The 16,738-nt window shown below is 38.9% G+C and carries 16 protein-coding genes; 4 read left to right on the top strand and 12 right to left on the bottom strand.

Features of this window, described 5'->3' with window-relative positions; translation table 11 throughout:
- Positions 1 to 25: 25 nt before the first annotated feature.
- The 3 genes from MKZ17_RS08985 to MKZ17_RS08975 all read right to left on the bottom strand — a co-directional run bounded on the left by MKZ17_RS08985 (position 26) and on the right by MKZ17_RS08975 (position 2,563).
- Entirely contained in the window at positions 26 to 1,015 is a 990-nt protein-coding gene (locus tag MKZ17_RS08985; protein WP_340725527.1) for a hypothetical protein, read from the bottom strand.
- Between the two features lie 57 nt (positions 1,016 to 1,072).
- Entirely contained in the window at positions 1,073 to 1,762 is a 690-nt protein-coding gene (locus tag MKZ17_RS08980) for an AIM24 family protein (protein WP_340723400.1), read from the bottom strand.
- A 75-nt stretch (positions 1,763 to 1,837) separates the two neighbouring features.
- The gene (locus MKZ17_RS08975) at positions 1,838 to 2,563 is read right to left on the bottom strand and encodes an AAA family ATPase (protein WP_340723399.1); all 726 of its coding nucleotides are present in this window, start codon (positions 2,561 to 2,563) and stop codon (positions 1,838 to 1,840) included.
- Between the two features lie 114 nt (positions 2,564 to 2,677).
- On the opposite strand from MKZ17_RS08975, the gene MKZ17_RS08970 reads away from it, so the two are divergent.
- The 3 genes from MKZ17_RS08970 to MKZ17_RS08960 all read left to right on the top strand — a co-directional run bounded on the left by MKZ17_RS08970 (position 2,678) and on the right by MKZ17_RS08960 (position 5,589).
- Positions 2,678 to 3,064 (top strand): general stress protein, encoded by a 387-nt coding sequence (locus tag MKZ17_RS08970; protein ID WP_340723398.1) that lies wholly within the window; start codon positions 2,678 to 2,680, stop codon positions 3,062 to 3,064.
- A 209-nt stretch (positions 3,065 to 3,273) separates the two neighbouring features.
- Positions 3,274 to 4,938, top strand: a complete 1,665-nt coding sequence (locus tag MKZ17_RS08965; protein ID WP_340723397.1) for an FAD-dependent oxidoreductase — start codon at positions 3,274 to 3,276, stop codon at positions 4,936 to 4,938.
- Between the two features lie 156 nt (positions 4,939 to 5,094).
- Positions 5,095 to 5,589, top strand: coding sequence for a pyridoxamine 5'-phosphate oxidase family protein (locus MKZ17_RS08960; RefSeq protein WP_340723396.1), 495 nt, complete (start codon positions 5,095 to 5,097; stop codon positions 5,587 to 5,589).
- Positions 5,590 to 5,647: 58 nt separating this feature from the next.
- Here MKZ17_RS08960 and MKZ17_RS08955 read toward each other — a convergent pair whose 3' ends face one another.
- The 3 genes from MKZ17_RS08955 to mce all read right to left on the bottom strand — a co-directional run bounded on the left by MKZ17_RS08955 (position 5,648) and on the right by mce (position 8,427).
- Positions 5,648 to 6,364: a class I SAM-dependent methyltransferase gene (locus tag MKZ17_RS08955; RefSeq protein WP_340723395.1), complete on the bottom strand. Its 717-nt coding sequence runs from the start codon at positions 6,362 to 6,364 to the stop codon at positions 5,648 to 5,650.
- A gap of 87 nt (positions 6,365 to 6,451) precedes the next feature.
- Entirely contained in the window at positions 6,452 to 7,999 is a 1,548-nt protein-coding gene (locus tag MKZ17_RS08950) for an acyl-CoA carboxylase subunit beta (protein ID WP_340725526.1), read from the bottom strand.
- Positions 8,000 to 8,013: 14 nt separating this feature from the next.
- The gene (gene mce, locus MKZ17_RS08945; protein WP_340723394.1) at positions 8,014 to 8,427 is read right to left on the bottom strand and encodes a methylmalonyl-CoA epimerase; all 414 of its coding nucleotides are present in this window, start codon (positions 8,425 to 8,427) and stop codon (positions 8,014 to 8,016) included.
- Between the two features lie 244 nt (positions 8,428 to 8,671).
- Between mce and prli42 the strand changes: the two genes are divergently transcribed.
- Positions 8,672 to 8,767, top strand: a complete 96-nt coding sequence (gene prli42 / locus MKZ17_RS08940) for a stressosome-associated protein Prli42 (protein ID WP_008404197.1) — start codon at positions 8,672 to 8,674, stop codon at positions 8,765 to 8,767.
- A gap of 27 nt (positions 8,768 to 8,794) precedes the next feature.
- On the opposite strand, the gene MKZ17_RS08935 is transcribed toward prli42, so the two are convergent.
- The 6 genes from MKZ17_RS08935 to MKZ17_RS08910 form a co-directional block, all read right to left on the bottom strand.
- Entirely contained in the window at positions 8,795 to 9,760 is a 966-nt protein-coding gene (locus MKZ17_RS08935) for an aromatic acid exporter family protein (protein ID WP_340723393.1), read from the bottom strand.
- Positions 9,761 to 9,834: 74 nt separating this feature from the next.
- Positions 9,835 to 10,275: a BrxA/BrxB family bacilliredoxin gene (locus MKZ17_RS08930; protein WP_340723392.1), complete on the bottom strand. Its 441-nt coding sequence runs from the start codon at positions 10,273 to 10,275 to the stop codon at positions 9,835 to 9,837.
- A gap of 83 nt (positions 10,276 to 10,358) precedes the next feature.
- Positions 10,359 to 11,444 (bottom strand): methylmalonyl Co-A mutase-associated GTPase MeaB, encoded by a 1,086-nt coding sequence (gene meaB / locus MKZ17_RS08925; RefSeq protein WP_340723391.1) that lies wholly within the window; start codon positions 11,442 to 11,444, stop codon positions 10,359 to 10,361.
- The gene (gene scpA, locus MKZ17_RS08920; protein WP_340723390.1) at positions 11,444 to 13,594 is read right to left on the bottom strand and encodes a methylmalonyl-CoA mutase; all 2,151 of its coding nucleotides are present in this window, start codon (positions 13,592 to 13,594) and stop codon (positions 11,444 to 11,446) included. The genes meaB and scpA overlap by 1 nt, the downstream gene beginning before the upstream one ends.
- Complete coding sequence (locus MKZ17_RS08915) at positions 13,591 to 15,282, bottom strand: methylmalonyl-CoA mutase family protein (protein ID WP_340723389.1); 1,692 nt, start codon at positions 15,280 to 15,282, stop codon at positions 13,591 to 13,593. Before MKZ17_RS08915 ends, scpA begins: the two co-directional genes overlap by 4 nt.
- Positions 15,283 to 15,402: 120 nt before the next feature.
- The gene (locus MKZ17_RS08910; protein WP_340723388.1) at positions 15,403 to 16,728 is read right to left on the bottom strand and encodes a dihydrolipoamide acetyltransferase family protein; all 1,326 of its coding nucleotides are present in this window, start codon (positions 16,726 to 16,728) and stop codon (positions 15,403 to 15,405) included.
- Positions 16,729 to 16,738 lie beyond the last annotated feature (10 nt).

Here is a 16,738-nt window from a genome sequence, read left to right as displayed (position 1 = left end):
CAAATTTACGCTTTATTTTACTCCTCTATTTTTGAAAAAACAATGAAATGTCATTTGCTCCTAAAATTTCTTCTTTTTCTTTTACTAATTCCTTCTCCTTACGTAATGTAAGACTTAGTTTTTGTTGCAGCTCTTGGATTGTATTATTAACATCGTCTTGAACTCTTGAAATTTGATTAATTGATGTTAAAATTTTCGAGTGAATTGACCAATCAGTGAAAATATTATCGAAGAAATAATCGGTAAACTTCACAAATCCATCTATATCAATTTGCAAAGCTCCGTGACGTATTTCCTTTATGTCCAATAGTTCATTACTAAAACGTTGCAAGGCCATTTGCGCACGATGCAAATAACCATTGGATTCGTCCAATTTCCCTTGCTTCAACGCTGTTACCATGAAGCCTCCCCCTAAAAATGTATCCCATGTGGAATAGGATTCTGCCTCATGCAGTGCGTAGCCAGCATCGGTTAACGCACTTAAAGCGATGCGTCCTGCTTCAATTGCTTCATGAATCTCCTTAATGAGCTGTTTAAATAACAGCTCCTGTTCAGCAATAGCAGTTAACTTTTCCGCTAATTGTGGCGCATGTTGCATAACATAAAATTGCTTTTTATTTTCGATACGCTTCAACTCTTGTTCGACGAAAGGCTCATGAATCGCATTAAGCTTTTGGAGTATATCAACTAAATCATCCTGTAAATCCTCTAAAGTTAATTGAGCTTCCACAAGTTTTAATTCTTTTACTGCCACAACATCTAACTGTTGTTCAATTAATGCATCTTTCTTTCCTGTCCATTCTCGAAATAAATTCACAAATGAAAAGCCCTCAAGCTTATTTAATTCTTTTTGAGCGTATTTTATATCAAGCTGGTAACGTTCAATGTCACGCTCAGCATGAACGATTAAACGTTCCACCGTCTCTTTTTTCGTCTTTAATTTTTCAGCCTCCATTAATTGTAATCGATAGCTTTCCGTTTGCGCCTGTAATTGTTGCCATTCCAATGATAACACCTCTTTCACACAAAATATTCCGACTAGTCAATCCACTAATTTAGGCTCTTTTGTAAATCAACTTTTTTCAAAATAAACTTCTTCAAACGGTTGAATGATGACAAACCCTTCACCCGAAAAAGCCATTTGAATTGATTCACTACTGCCTCTACCAATTAAAGTACGAAACGTAATATCCGTTACAAATTCAGGCTGTAAATTGCCGCTCCATGCAACCGTTGCATTTGGATCGGTATATACCGGTTCCCCAGGCTCTACGAGTAATGTTAATGGCTCAAAATGAGTTGTAATCGCCACTTTACCTTTCCCTTTAAGCGTTACATTAAATAAACCGCCTGATAGTATCCCTGCCATTTTCCGCATGAGCTTAATATCCCAATCAATCGACTTTTCAAAGGCGAGTAAATCATTTCCGTTTACACAAAGACTTTCGTTATACAACTCAAAAATAGTAACCTTTTTTCCTTGGTCAGCTAAATAAAGGCGTCCTTCCCCCTTCGCACGCATTAAAGATGTCCCTTCACCAGTTAATGCCTTCTTGAACATTTTCGACATCCCATGCTCGAGCATCCGCTCACGTTCAAATTTAATATTTCCTACATAGGCAATCATAGAACCCATTTTTGCCCATACTTCACCGTTTAAGTTCACCTCAAGCACGCGCTCCGTTTCTAACTCAAAAAAGTCATTCTCCATCTGATCTTGCTGGGTAGTTTTTACAAATTCACTTAACGAATAATTTCCCATGTGCTAACGCCCCCTTTATACAGATATACGAGTGGAGCGTGGAATTTGATTCGAAATTTTCTAAATTTATAGTTATTATTCTTCAAATAACTCCTTAAGCATTTTATCTCGGTGCTGTAAAAAATAAGAAGTTACTTGATAATGCTCGGTTTGTTCATAGGTCACTTGTTCAATGCCTCGCTCATCAAATTGGTAAATGACTGCATCAGGATAACCAAGTAATATCGGTGAATGAGTAGCGATAATAAACTGTACATTCTCCTCCTTTACTAAGTCATGGATCAGTGTTAAAAATGCAAGCTGACGCATTGGAGAAAGTGCTGCTTCTGGCTCGTCTAGCAAATAAATCGCATTGCCATTAAAACGGTGTTGAAATAAAGAAAAAAAAGATTCCCCGTGAGACTGATGATGTAGTGACTTACCTCCATATGCTTTATAACCGGTTAAGTCCACCTCATCAATGTGAGAGGCAAATTGATAAAAAGTTTCTGCTCGGAGAAAAAAGCCGTTCGTTACTTTTGGCCACCAAGATAGCTTTACGTAGTCCCCAAGGGCCGAATCAGATTTATGTACTTCATAAGCTCGGAAATTTTGTGTACTCCCTCCCGCTGGATTAAAGCCGATATTTTCAGCAATTGCTTCGAGTAATGTCGATTTACCTGCACCATTTTCACCAACAAAAAACGTAACTGCCGCATCTAAATTAAGCTCCTCCATACTCCTTACAAAGGGGATGGAAAATGGATAATCCACATAGTTTAAAATTTGATCTTTCTTTAGCCTTACAGATTTTAAAAACATTCTTATCCTCCATACGGTTTTTCCTTTATTTTACCATGGAGCGTACTTCGATTAACTACCCAATCCCTTTAAAATCCATTAAAATGATTAAAAGCATATAAGGATGTGAAAAAAATGGAATATCGACGTGAAATTGCATTTGTGTTTTCTATTGAAGAAGCGATCGAAAAACTAAACATCATCAGGGGGCATGGCTTTTCTGAGTTTGACATTCACATTTTTTCAAAGGACATTCGCCCATTGCAATCAATAAAAATGAATACAGATATTCACATTCATGTAGCAGGTAACTTTCTCGATCAATTGCTTAGTATCTTACTAAATCAAAATATTTATGAAATCAGTTTACGTAATATGAATCTCTCTTCCGAAGAGATGAGACATTATGGACACGGCATTGAACAAGGTGGCATCTTTATTATTGCGCAACACGATTACCCGCTGGATAAGGAACCGAAGAAAGCAAACGTTGCATGGAAAGTTTCCAATGTGACGGATTAACAACTACTAAATACAGCTTTTCTATAACTATTATGCGTTCAAAAAAGGGGCGCATTTTTTTATTTCCAACGCAATAATTGTGCAACTGTCCGTTAAAATATTGAAACACTTTTGAGAAAAAGAGCATGAATTAACTAGTTGAATAATATGATAGTTGCGATAGCTTTAAAAAAATGGAAATTTATTATTCAAGAAGGAGGTCATAAATAATGCGTTGGAATTATGAATATGACGTCGTAGTTATCGGTTCAGGAGCATCAGGGTTTGCAGCGGCAATTACCGCTAAAAATGAAGGTTTAACCACCCTTTTAATCGAAAAAGAAAAGCATTTTGGTGGTGCATCCGCCCTATCTGGAGGTGGGGTGTGGATTCCTAACAATCGTTATTTAGTAGAGGCCGGTGTTTTTGATTCCTATGAAGAGGCAAAAAAGTATTTAGATGCAACAGTTGGAAATATTGTAAGCGATGACATAAAGGAAACCTACTTAAAAAAAGGCGTGGAAATGCTTGATTATATGCATGATTTAAGTCAACACATGCGCTTTTCTTACGCAAAAAATTATTCAGATTATTATCCTACTTTAGCAGGTGGGAAAGGAACTGGTCGTTCCATTGAGCCTCTCATAATTGATCTAAATAAATTAGGCGATTGGAAGAATTTATTGCTTAAACCGACGATTGATACAAAAGGTTTCGTCATGACCGGACAGGATTTTGTAAAGGTAAATATGATTACACGAACGATGGCGGGTAAAGCACGATCCCTAACATTAGGCTGGAGACTAGTCAAGCACTTATTACTAAAAAGGAATTATGCAGCATTAGGACAAGCACTAATTGCTCGGTTGGCCTTAACATATAAGGAATTAAATGGTGAGCTTTGGATTGAAACGCCGTTCGTTGATTTTGTTTACGAAGAGGATAAGGTCACTGGAATTAAAGCGATCAAAGATGGGAAGGAAATTTTGATTAAAGCGACTAACGGGGTTATTTTTAGCTCAGGTGGTTTCTCCAGAAATCAAAAGCTTCGTGAACGTTTTTTACCTGCTCCGCAGAAGACGGAATGGACAAGCTCCCCTGTTGGTCAAACAGGTGATATTATTTCTCCATTTGAAAAACTTGATGCAAAATTTGGCTTAATGGACCGGGTATGGGGTGCTCCGTCGATTATCGACCATGAAGGAAGACCATTTTTCTTAGTAGCGGATCGTGGGATTCCGAATATGATTATTACGGATCAAAATGGAAATCGTTATGTTAATGAACCAACCCCTTACCATGAATTTGTCGATAAAATGTATGAGCATAACGAAAAAACAGGTGGAAAAGCCATTACATCCTGGATTATTTTAGATGCTCGAACGAAAAAACGCTATCTTTTTGCTGGACTGTTCCCAATGCAGGACTTCCCTAAGCCATATTACGAACACCAAATCGTCTATACCGCGCAAACCGTAAGTGAACTGGAAGAAAAATTAAACATACCTGCAGGCAATCTAGTAAAAACAATCGAGCGCTTCAATGAATTTGCACGAAATGGGAAAGATTTAGATTTCCATCGAGGGGAAACGCCTCATGATACGTATTATGGCGACCCAACATTAAATAATCCAAACTTACTCGAATTAAATCATCCTCCGTTTTATGCATTAAAAGTGTATCCCGGTGATATTGGGACAAAAGGTGGTGTCGTCATTGATAAGGACGCACAGGTTATACGGGAGGATGGAACAGCGATTGAGGGTGTGTATGCATGTGGAAACTGCTCAGCTTCGATTATGGGACAATCTTACCCAGGACCAGGTGCCACGTTAGGACCGGGTATGACGTTTGGCTATTTAGCTGCACTACATTGTAAAAATAAAAAAAATTAATGAAATCATAGTTCAGCATCCCGATAGTTTTCCTAGTCGGGATTTTTATTATGCATAAGAAACGATTAATACAGGAAAATCATAGACCGTATATAAATTCCATGTTTAAATATTCCCCATTCGTGAAATAGTTGAATAGAAAAGGAGTGATCCACAATGAATCATGAATCAAATTCAGCCGCCTTTGAAACATTAAAAAAAATTATTGAAAATGCAAAGGTAGCAATGCTTGTTACTATTAATGACGAAGGGAAACTAGTGTCTCGCCCTATGCAACTACAGGAAGTAGAATTTGATGGGGATTTATGGTTTTTAACAGCCAAAAATACCGAGAAATATGATGAAATTAAGCATAACGATGAAGTTAACGTTATTATTGCCGACAAATCCTACGCCTCATTAAGTGGTAATGCGGAAATTGTTGACGATATAGAGCGAAAGAAGAAATATTGGAATAAAGCATATGAAAAGATGTTTGGCATGGACTATACAGACCCTAACCTTACATTAATTAAAGTTCATATCGATTCAGCAGAATATTGGGATACAGGTGCAACTATAAAATCAGTTGTAAACATGGTGAAAAAAATAGTTGGTAATGAAGACCATGCAAATTCCAATAGTAGTACAAATCAAACTTTAGATATGTAACAAGCATAGTAAAAACAGCCTTTCTTATGCATAAAGGCTGTTTTTTAATGTTAGGCGATTATTTTATACAATGAAAAATGAATGAATTTGATGTGTTTGTTGCGCGTTCAAACTGCGCATCTCCATAGTTTACAATGTCTGAAAACCCAACTTGAGTTAATGAATGATGTAATGCTTCTTCTGTTCGAAATTTTAACTGCATTTTAACTTGGTCTAAAATCTCATTTGTAGTAGCATTTTTTACGGTTTCATAGAAGGTAAAGACCCCATCTACATAGTCTTCATAGTGAGTAAGTATTTTTAGAGATTCCCCACTTTTTTCATCTACTACGTAATCTGGTGTCGTATCAAGCTGCCAGCTTTCCCAAACTTTTGTAAGGGGGTTCCGAGTATCAAATATAAAGTGTCCTCCCGGCTTTAGAGAATTATAGACATCAAAGATTACTTTTTCCCAGCTTTCATCGGTCAGAAATACTTGTGCAACGTTGGCTGTCATAATAACAGTATCAAAGCTATTCGATTGTAAATACGTACTATCACCAACAACCCATTCCACCTGTTCGTCAAATCCTTTTGTTTTTGCAATTTCTATTGCTTCTTCATTTGGATCAACGGCTGTAATTTGATAACCCGCTTCGGCAAAATACCTTGTTAAACGACCAGTACCACATCCTAAATCAGCCAACTTTTTTACATTTATTCGTTCTAAAAGCGCTAAAAAGAATTCATCATATTTACTAAAACTGTTCACTTGGTCATATACAGAAGGAATCATAACTTTTCCTACTTTCTTTTTAGATTGAATCCATACTAGGCAGAAAAAGCGTACAATAAGTATTCCTTACTGTACGCCTTGTAAAAATCAAAGTGGAATATTGCCGTGTTTTTTGTATGGGCGATCTTCCTGCTTTGTTGATAGCATATCTAATGCTTGAATTAATTTAATACGTGTTTCACGTGGGTCGATTACATCATCTACCATACCACGTGATGCTGCCACATAAGGGTTTGCGAATTTTTCTTTGTATTCTTCAATTTTGGCGGCACGTGTTGCTTCTGGATCTGCTGATTTTGCAATTTCACCTGCATGGATAATGTTTGCTGCACCTGCTGCACCCATTACCGCGATTTCAGCGTTCGGCCATGCAAATACTAAGTCAGCACCAATTGCTTTTGAGTTTAACGCAACATATGCCCCACCATATGCTTTTCGTAAAATAACTGTAATTTTCGGTACAGTTGCTTCTGAATAAGCATAAAGGATTTTTGCACCGTGACGGATAATACCACCATGCTCCTGCTTAACTCCTGGGAAGAATCCAGATACATCCTCAAATGTAATTACAGGTACGTTAAATGCATCACATGTACGTACGAAACGTGCTAGCTTGTCAGAAGAGTCGATATCAAGTCCACCTGCTAGGAATTTCGGTTGGTTACAAACTAATCCAACTGATTCTCCAGCAATACGAGCAAATCCTACTACGATGTTTTTCGCAAACTCTTTTTGAACTTCCATGAACGAGCCTTCATCTACTACTTGTTCTACAACTTTACGCACATCATAAGATTTTGTTTGGTCGATTGGCACAACATCCACTAACTCTGAACGGTAGTTGTCGCCTTCTGGAGCTAGTTGCTTCGGTGCTTTTTCTTTGTTGTTTTGTGGTAGGTAAGAAAGTAATTGCTGAATTTGAGCAATTGCCGCCTCTTCGTTTTCAGCGCGGAAGTGTGCATTACCCGAAATAGCATTATGCACTTTTGACCCACCTAAGCCTTCAGAAGAAATCTTTTCACCTGTTACGGTTTCAATAACTTTTGGTCCAGTGATGAACATTTGAGATGTTTTGTCGACCATTAAAATAAAGTCTGTAATTGCTGGTGAATATACCGCGCCGCCTGCACATGGCCCCATAATAACTGAGATTTGTGGAATCACACCAGAGTAAATCGAGTTACGATAGAAAATATGACCATAGCCGTCTAATGAAAGTACGCCTTCTTGAATACGTGCACCGCCAGAATCGTTAATTCCGATAAATGGTGTTCCGTTTTTAGCTGCTAAATCCATGACTGCTGCAATTTTTTTGGCGTGCATTTCCCCAAGTGCACCACCAAATACAGTGAAGTCCTGAGCGAATAAGTAAATGTTACGACCATTAATTTTACCAAAACCAGTGACAACACCATCACCAGGTCCTTCTAATTTTTCCATACCAAAGTCTACAGTACGGTGTGTGATGAATGGGTTAATTTCAACGAATGTACCTTCATCTAATAACATTTCGATACGCTCACGAGCTGTCATTTTACCCTTTTCATGTTGCTTTTCAATTCGTGAATCGCCACCACCTAGTTGGATTAATTCCTTACGATCATAAAGCTCATTGATTTTGTCAAACATATCCATTGTAACTGTCATTATTATTTGTCCCCTTTTTTGCTTTTATCACATAATTCATAAAGTACACCATACGAGTCCTTTGGATGTAAAAACGCTACTTCCGCACCACCAGCCCCAGGACCTGGCTCGTCAGATAATAAACGAACACCCTTTTCACGAAGTTCTGCCATGCGCTCACGAATCCCCGTTACGCCAAATGCAACATGGTGAATACCTTCTCCTCGTTTTTCTAAAAAGCCATGAATTGCACTTTTTTCACTCATTGGCTCTAATAGTTCAATTTTCACGTTACCAGCATCAATAAATGCTACCTTCACTTGCTGTGACTCTACTTCTTCTACTTTTAACAATTTTAAGCCTAACGTTTCTGTGTAGTATGTAATCCGTTCTTCTATATTGCGGACTGCGATACCAATGTGATCTACTTTTTCCACGATTATGACTCCCCTAATAAAAATTTAATAATTTCGAAAATGTACGAATATTTTGCTAAGGCAAAAATCCAGGTCCGAATACGGCTTTGGGCTTTTACAAAATGCTTTTACCGAATTTGTGACATCCGTCGGAGACATTTTGCTTCCTTTGGTAAATAGACATGCCTTTCAGAAGTAAAATGTACTTGAGAATTCCTTGAGATTTGATAAACTAGTACTAGTTCACCATGAAGGAGCGAAAAAAATGAGCAACAAAAAGTTTCAGAAAATAGTCGTTTACTCAATGGTTGTGATTATGTTAATCTCAACTGTTGCAATGGGTGTCGCAGCAATCATGTAGCGGATGTTAAATTTTAACATCCGTTTTTTATTTCAATCCTCTAAATCCTCTAAACGATTGTTTAATTACTAGATATTCATCCATCTCTTCAATAAACTGATACATCGCTGCCATCGCTAAAAAGGTTTCATGATCTTTAGGCAATGGCATCTTTGCAAACTCGTCTTTTACGTTGTCCAACTTCTCTAAGAAATGATTGGCGGTATTGCCAGAGTGAACATGCTCACTTACATCTTCTAAAAAAGCCGCTATTAATGGTGCTTGTTCGGTCATTACAGGCAAAGCAGTAATTTTCGGTAGTACACGCTCAATTATTTCTAGCTGCTTTTCACGCATATCAAAATACACATAATAAATATTATCTTTACGCGTTAAGTGATTTTGTACATCTTGGAATGCGAGTGCCTTTGCAGCATCCAGCACCTTTGCCGCTTCAATTAGTTCCTTCCCATCCCACATCGTATCGCCATTTCGTAAATAACTGGCAATTTCTGCTAGTATTTTTTTGTATAAATGTTCGATTTTTTCACGATGATTATTTAGTTCCTTACTAATATCTGGCATATACATATTCACTATTAAGCCCATACCGAATCCAATTGCCATTAAAGCAATTTCATTTATAAATAAATCCACTGTAAAGTTTGCCGTTAAAAATATATGCATCATAATAACCGCACTTGAGACAAAGCCCTCTGCTACTCCAAGCGAGACAATTGTTGGAATAAAGAGCAATAAGACAATGCCTAATACAATTGGCGAATATCCGAATATTTCGAAAAATATGAATGCATATGTCATGCCGACAAGACTTGATATGATGCGTGTATACACAGCATGCACGGATTTGCGTTTTGTTGGTTGAATGCAGAGAATTGTTAAAATACCTGCTGCAGTAAAAAATTGTAGATCAAAATAGCTCGCGATCGCTATCGCAATAGAAGTGCCGAGCGCCGTTTTAAGTGTACGATAGCCGATTGAAAATTTCTTCATATCGGAAATACTCCCCATTTCATTAGGAGTGATTGGGGTTAAAAAACTAACCCCGCACACTAACAGTTAATCTCTTAAACTTCTTCGCAATATTCTTCGAAGTTGCCTTGTAAGTTTGTTACGACTGACATTGGGTCATGACCTTCGATTTCATAGCGACCTACTTCTGCTACTACTTGTCCATCTTTTAATAAAACAAATGATGGTGATGATGGGATATGATCTTCACCGAATAAGTAACGTGCAGCAGCAGTTGCTTCTTTGTCTTGTCCTGCAAATACTGTTACTAAATGGTCTGGACGCTTGTCATAGTGGACAGCTGCCCCTGCTGCTGGACGAGCGATACCGCCTGCACATCCACATACAGAATTGACCATTACTAATGTAGTTCCTTTACGTTCAAAGGCTGCCTCTACATCTTCTGGTGTGCGAAGCTGTTCGTAGCCTGCTGCTTCCATTTCTGCACGAGCAGTGTTTGTAATTTGTTGCATAAATAAATCATAGTCCATATTCATAAGCTTTTTAGCTCCTTTCAAAGTTCCCTATTATCATAGCAAGGTTACTTCCGAACTGCAAAGACCAGTGATTACAAAACCCGCTATTCTTTTTCGTCAAATAGCGCGTTTACACCTTGTGTGACAGTTAAGCGTCCATGAAGGATATCTTCTTCCAATGAACGGACTTGTTTTTTTCGCTCCGAATTTTGATAAAACGAGTCAATTAATTGGTCGGTAATCATTGAATGGAACCAGTCACGCGTTTGCTCATGGCGTCTAATTGACCAATAATTTGTATCCTTTCCCGTTTTTTCGAAATCCATTAGCATATTCCAAACATCATCAAGCCCTTTTTTCTCCAACGAAGAAACGGTTAAAGCTGTACTCATCCAGCCTGGTGTTGCTGGCTGTAAAAAATGAAGGATTTGCTTATATTCTTGCATCGTACGACGTGCAAAACGGACATTGTCACCATCCGCTTTATGCACAACGATACCGTCAGCAAGCTCCATAATTCCCTTCTTCATCCCTTGTAGCTCATCCCCTGCACCGGTTAATACAAGCAATAGGAAGAAATCGACCATACCGCGTACATATGTCTCACTCTGGCCAACACCTACTGTTTCTATTAAGATAACGTCATAGCCAGCCGCTTCACAAATAAGCATCGTTTCACGGGATTTTTTATGAACACCACCTAATGTACCAGCACTTGGCGATGGGCGAACAAACGCATTCGGTTGACGAACGAGCTCTTCCATCCGAGTTTTATCCCCTAAAATACTTCCACCTGACAAAGACGAACTTGGGTCGATTGCAAGGACCGCAACCCTTTTGCCCATTTTACAAAGCATCGTACCAAACGCCTCGATGAACGAACTTTTTCCAGCACCTGGTACCCCTGTTATACCAATACGAATACTGTTGCCTGTATAGGGCAATAGCTCCTGTAGTAATTTCTGAGCGTCCTCTTTATGTGCACTGTTCGAACTTTCAATGAGGGTAATTGCTTTTGCTAAGGAAGTGCGATCACCTACGCGCACTTCCTTCGCTAATTTCGAAATATCAAGATGATCCTGCTTTTTTTTACGGAATTTTTTCGGGTTTGAATAGCTCATACCATCATGACCACCCTTCACACCTTCCATGACAAATAAAGCGCTCTGCTCTTGACTCGCTTTCGTCATTATTCTGCCACTTCCTCGTAGCCAAGCTTTTTATAAATTTCTTCAATAATTCGCATCGCTGAAACTGGGATAACAGATCCTGGTCCAAAGATGGCAACCGCACCGGCTTCATATAAGAAATCATAATCTTGTGCTGGAATTACCCCTCCACAAATAACAATGATATCTTCACGTCCAAGCTTTTTAAGCTCTGCAACAAGTTCTGGTACTAATGTTTTGTGACCTGCCGCTAAGCTTGAAACGCCAACACAGTGCACGTCATTTTCATTAGCCATTTGCGCTGTTTCTTCTGGCGTCATGAATAATGGTGAAATGTCGACGTCAAACCCTAAGTCGGCATAGCCTGTTGCGACAACTTTTGCACCGCGGTCATGACCATCTTGACCCATTTTCGCTACGAGAATACGTGGACGTCGACCTTCAGCTTCTAAGAAGTCCTCAGTCATTTGCTTTACTTCTGAAATCATTTCGTCATCAGAGAAGTTTGCAGAATACACACCTGAAATTGAGCGAATGATTGCTTTATGTCGACCTGATACCGCTTCAATTGCATCAGAAATTTCACCTAATGAAGCACGCGCACGTGCCGCATCTACTGCGATAGCAAGTAAGTTTTCCGAACCATCCTGTGCGGCTTTTGTTAAGCGTGCTAAATGCTTTTGCACTTCTTGTTCGTCACGGTTTGCTTTCATTTTTTCAAGACGATCAATTTGAGCTTCACGTACGATCGCATTATCGATGTCTAAAATGTCTAACGGCTCTTCTTCTGTTAAACGATATTTGTTTACGCCAACAATTGTTTCTGTTTTTGAGTCGATTTTCGCTTGACGTTTTGCAGCAGCTTCTTCAACCTTCATTTTTGGAAGACCTGTTTCGATTGCTTTCGCCATTCCGCCAAGCTGTTCGATTTCCTCGATCAATGCCCATGCTTTTTCTGTTAATTCTTCTGTTAATTTTTCTACATAGTAAGAACCGCCCCATGGATCGATTACTTTCGTCATGCCTGTTTCTTCTTGTAGGAAAAGCTGTGTATTACGTGCAATACGAGCAGAGAAATCTGTCGGTAACGCAATCGCTTCGTCTAACGCATTCGTGTGAAGAGATTGGGTATGACCCATAGCTGCTGCGTTTGCTTCGATTAATGTACGTGTCACATTGTTGAATGGATCTTGCTCTGTTAAGGACCATCCAGACGTTTGTGAGTGGGTACGTAATGCTAATGTTTTTGGGTTTTTCGGATTGAACGTTGACATCATTTGCGCCCAAATACGACGTGCTGCACGCATTTTTGCAATTTCCATGTAGTAATTCATACCGATTGCCCAGAAGAATGATAAACGTGGTGCAAAGGCATCAATATCAATACCCGCCTTTAACCCTGTACGTACATATTCAAGCCCATCAGCTAATGTGTATGCAAGTTCGATATCATTTGTCGCACCAGCTTCTTGAATGTGGTATCCAGAAATTGAAATCGAATTGAATTTTGGCATGAATTTTGCCGTATATTCGAAAATATCCGCGATAATTTTCATCGACATCGCTGGTGGATAAATGTATGTGTTACGCACCATGTACTCTTTTAAAATGTCATTTTGGATTGTACCCGCTAATTTGTCAGGAGTTACACCTTGCTCTTCAGCAGCGACAATGTAGAATGCCAAAATTGGTAATACTGCGCCATTCATTGTCATCGAGACTGACATTTGATCAAGTGGAATCCCGTCAAATAAAATTTTCATATCCTCGATTGAGTCGATGGCTACCCCAGCTTTTCCGACATCACCCTTTACTCGTGGGTGATCCGAGTCATAGCCACGGTGTGTAGCTAAGTCGAAGGCAACTGATAAACCTTTTTGCCCCATCGCTAAGTTTCGACGATAAAAGGCATTTGATTCTTCCGCTGTAGAGAAACCCGCATACTGACGCACTGTCCAAGGACGCGCAACGTACATTGTTGGGTATGGTCCACGTGTATTTGGTGCAATACCAGCAACGTCTTTCGTATGCTTAGCATCTTTAATATCCTCTGCATTATAAACAGATTTCACTTCGATTCCTTCATTTGTCATAAATGAGCCTGTTGAAGTTAGTTGCTCTTGACTTAATACGTCTTCGATAACAACAGATTCAAAATTTGCTTTTATCATTGTTGTGCCCCCTTCACGCTCACGACTACATCATTTAGCTTTTGAACGATGTTTTGACCGGCAAAAATAAAGCCGTTTAAGCCTGCAGTAAGCCATGCTGCTTCTTCTTCTTTATATTTACCCGCAGCATCAAGTACGATGGAAGCCTTTTTCCCTTCAAGTAAGACTGGAATTAACGCTTTTGTGTCATCATCTGTCGCTGCCACTACTACGTAATTAAAATCTGTTTTATTTAACCAAGCTTTTGCTTCTTCAATTGTTTGGAAGCCATCCGTTTGCTCCGCGACAACACCTGCAGTAGCAAAGAAGCCTTGAACAAAATCTGCACGTGGCTTATAGTTTTTCAACTGACCATAAGTTAAAATCGCTGGTTTTAAACCTACTTGCTTGAAGCTTGTACGTAAATCTTCAAATGGAATCGCTAGACGCTTCACCTCAGCAAACTGAGCGTTTTCTTCAGTTGCTAGCTCATCCACGGGATTGGCATAAATATTTGTACCGATTAATGAATGTTTACGTGTTTCTACTGCTTTAATTCGAGTAGCATACACTTCCTCGATTTGTGCGTTAATTGCTGCATACGCCTCTAACCCACCTACGTTTTCTATTTCTAAAAATAATGCCCATGCCGCCTTCACGTAATCCGCTGTTAATGACTCAACGAAATATGAGCCACCTGCTGGATCAAGTACATTTAACACGTGAGACTCTTCCTTCGTAACGAGGGACACGTTACGAGCAATACGCACGGATTGATCTGTTTCTTTCGTTAAACAATCATGTGGATGAACCGTAATTACATCAGCTCCACCGATTGCCGCTGAGAAGGCCTCGTTGCCTGCGCGTAGTAGATTTACATAAACATCGAGTTTCGAAAAGCTTCGGACAGATGTTTCAACTACTACTGGGACAGCGCTTGCTTCATTGCCGAATCCTGAAGCAAACGCTTTCCATAACACTTTAAATGCGCGAATTTTTGCAACTTCTGTAAAGAACTGCGTATCTACTGCAAATTGAACAAAGAATTTGTTTTCAAATGCTTTATAGTCCTGTGTTTCCTTAACGAGTTGAGAAGCTTGTGCTAATGCAATCGCTAACTCCTGTACAACATTTGCTCCATCATTATGGAATGGGATTGTATTTGCTACGTACGTACGCACGTTAGGATAGTCTTTTAAGTCCACATTTTCTGGTGCAACGATGTAACCTTTAACATCATTACGTATTGATACATCAATTTTATTGAAAACGCTTAACAAAGTATCGTCAGTTGATTGGATTGTAATTTTAAATGAATGTTCAGAAAAATAACCCGCTAATTTTGTAATTACATCTTCAGTCCACTCAAATGATGTTGGGCTGTTTATTGTAATTACTTGATTCCCCCGCGCTAAGCTTTCCTCCATATTTTTAAAAAAGCTTTCTGCATTTGTTCCTACAATTTGCTGTGCAATTTCAAAGCTTGTTGAATTAGAAAGCGTACGGATTGTCGATACTTGCTTGTCTAATTGCTCCCCTAATTTTTCAATTAAGCTTTCCTGCGTATAAAGTGGTTCTAATGTGATATTTTCAATCGTCTTCGTAAAAAGTGATTCAAACGGCTTTCCTTTTAACGCTTTGATTGCCTGTTCTTGCCACTCTCCATAACTAGCCGATTGAAATTCGATTTCTTTCATATTAGTTGACATGTGGACGCTTACTAGCTTCCCCCCTTGTTATAGTTCTGTACTACATTCTACACGAGAATGTTCTGACAATAAAGAAAAAAAAACAACGGAAGCCTTTATTTACAGGCTTCCGAGAGGTTTTTAGTAGACTGACATCTTCTGTTTATCGACATTTTCGAGTATATTTTTGACACGAGATAAGAATTTACCACAAATAAGTCCGTCTAAAATTCTATGGTCTAATGACAAACATAAGTTCACCATATAACGTGGAGCAATCATATTCCCCTGTACTATTACAGGTCTTTTTACAATACTTTCCACTTGCAAAATGGCAGCTTGTGGATAATTGATAATTCCCATTGATTGGACAGATCCAAAAGAACCTGTGTTGTTTACCGTAAATGTTCCACCTTGCATATGTTCAAGTTTCAATTGACCGTTCCGAACAATTTGTGCATATTCATGGATTTCTTTCGCGATTCCCTTAATCGACTTTTCATCAACATTTTTGATTACTGGCACAAAAAGTGCGTCCTCCGTAGCGACAGCAATTGATAAATTAATATCCTTCTTTTGTATAATTTTATCTTCTGCCCAAACAGAGTTCATCATCGGGAACTCCTTTAACGCTTGAGAAACAGCCTTTAAGAAGAAGGCAAAGTAGGTTAAGTTAAACCCTTCCTTTTTCTTAAATTCCGATTTAATGCTATCACGATATTCTACAAGTTCTGTTACATCTACTTCCATCATCATCCATGCATGCGGAATTTCATGTGTGCTTCGTAGCATGTTTTTAGCAATCGCCTTTCGAACTTGTGTTACAGGAATTTCGATATCACCTGTTGCACTTTCAATCAATTGCTGTTGCTTATCTTCCAGTATTGCCGAAGAGGAAACTTTTGATTCCTGTTCTGTCTGCATAGACATTTCATTATTAGTGTTTACTTGTTTCATCGGCTTTCCAGCTGCAACGTATGCTTCAACATCCTTACGGGTAATACGATTTTCTGCACCCGTACCGACAATTTGTGATAAATCTACATCATGCTTTTCAGCTAACATCAATACGGCTGGTGAATAACGACCTCCTTTACGCTGAGGTCGTTCTGCTTTTTCCGTTAATTTTGTCGGTGGCGTTTGTTCTTGACGCTGTATACCTGCATTTAAAATTGCCGAGCTAACATTTGAACTTTTTGGAGCTGGTGCAGCTGGAATATTTGCCTCTTCAACTTCGATCGAGCATACAACAGCACCAACTGGCAATGTTTCTCCCTCAGTTGCAATAAATTCTTTAATAGTCCCTGTAAAGGATGACGGAATTTCCGCATTCACTTTATCAGTTGTTACTTCCGCAATTGGATCATATTTATTTACTTTATCGCCTACTTGCACAAGCCAACGTTCGATTTTCCCTTCCGTTACACTTTCTCCAAGCTGAGGCATGAGTATATTTTGAATCGTCATAAAAATCCCC

It is taken from the genome of Solibacillus sp. FSL R7-0682 (assembly GCF_038005985.1).
Taxonomy (GTDB): Bacteria; Bacillota; Bacilli; order Bacillales_A; family Planococcaceae; genus Solibacillus.
Note: the sequence above shows the minus strand (reverse complement) of the source record. Positions and strands in the feature narration are given on the sequence as shown.

What these genes read in the sequence shown, in the direction of transcription:
- MKZ17_RS08980 (WP_340723400.1), bottom strand. Translation starts at nt 1,762, where the DNA reads ATGGGAAATTATTCGTTAAGTGAATTTGTAAAAACTACCCAGCAAGAT.
- MKZ17_RS08975 (WP_340723399.1), bottom strand. Translation starts at nt 2,563, where the DNA reads ATGTTTTTAAAATCTGTAAGGCTAAAGAAAGATCAAATTTTAAACTAT.
- MKZ17_RS08970 (WP_340723398.1), top strand. Translation starts at nt 2,678, where the DNA reads ATGGAATATCGACGTGAAATTGCATTTGTGTTTTCTATTGAAGAAGCG.
- MKZ17_RS08965 (WP_340723397.1), top strand. Translation starts at nt 3,274, where the DNA reads ATGCGTTGGAATTATGAATATGACGTCGTAGTTATCGGTTCAGGAGCA.
- MKZ17_RS08960 (WP_340723396.1), top strand. Translation starts at nt 5,095, where the DNA reads ATGAATCATGAATCAAATTCAGCCGCCTTTGAAACATTAAAAAAAATT.
- MKZ17_RS08955 (WP_340723395.1), bottom strand. Translation starts at nt 6,364, where the DNA reads ATGATTCCTTCTGTATATGACCAAGTGAACAGTTTTAGTAAATATGAT.
- MKZ17_RS08950 (WP_340725526.1), bottom strand. Translation starts at nt 7,999, where the DNA reads ATGGATATGTTTGACAAAATCAATGAGCTTTATGATCGTAAGGAATTA.
- prli42 (WP_008404197.1), top strand. Translation starts at nt 8,672, where the DNA reads ATGAGCAACAAAAAGTTTCAGAAAATAGTCGTTTACTCAATGGTTGTG.
- MKZ17_RS08935 (WP_340723393.1), bottom strand. Translation starts at nt 9,760, where the DNA reads ATGAAGAAATTTTCAATCGGCTATCGTACACTTAAAACGGCGCTCGGC.
- MKZ17_RS08930 (WP_340723392.1), bottom strand. Translation starts at nt 10,275, where the DNA reads ATGAATATGGACTATGATTTATTTATGCAACAAATTACAAACACTGCT.
- meaB (WP_340723391.1), bottom strand. Translation starts at nt 11,444, where the DNA reads ATGACGAAAGCGAGTCAAGAGCAGAGCGCTTTATTTGTCATGGAAGGT.
- scpA (WP_340723390.1), bottom strand. Translation starts at nt 13,594, where the DNA reads ATGATAAAAGCAAATTTTGAATCTGTTGTTATCGAAGACGTATTAAGT.
- MKZ17_RS08915 (WP_340723389.1), bottom strand. Translation starts at nt 15,282, where the DNA reads ATGTCAACTAATATGAAAGAAATCGAATTTCAATCGGCTAGTTATGGA.
- MKZ17_RS08910 (WP_340723388.1), bottom strand. Translation starts at nt 16,728, where the DNA reads ATGACGATTCAAAATATACTCATGCCTCAGCTTGGAGAAAGTGTAACG.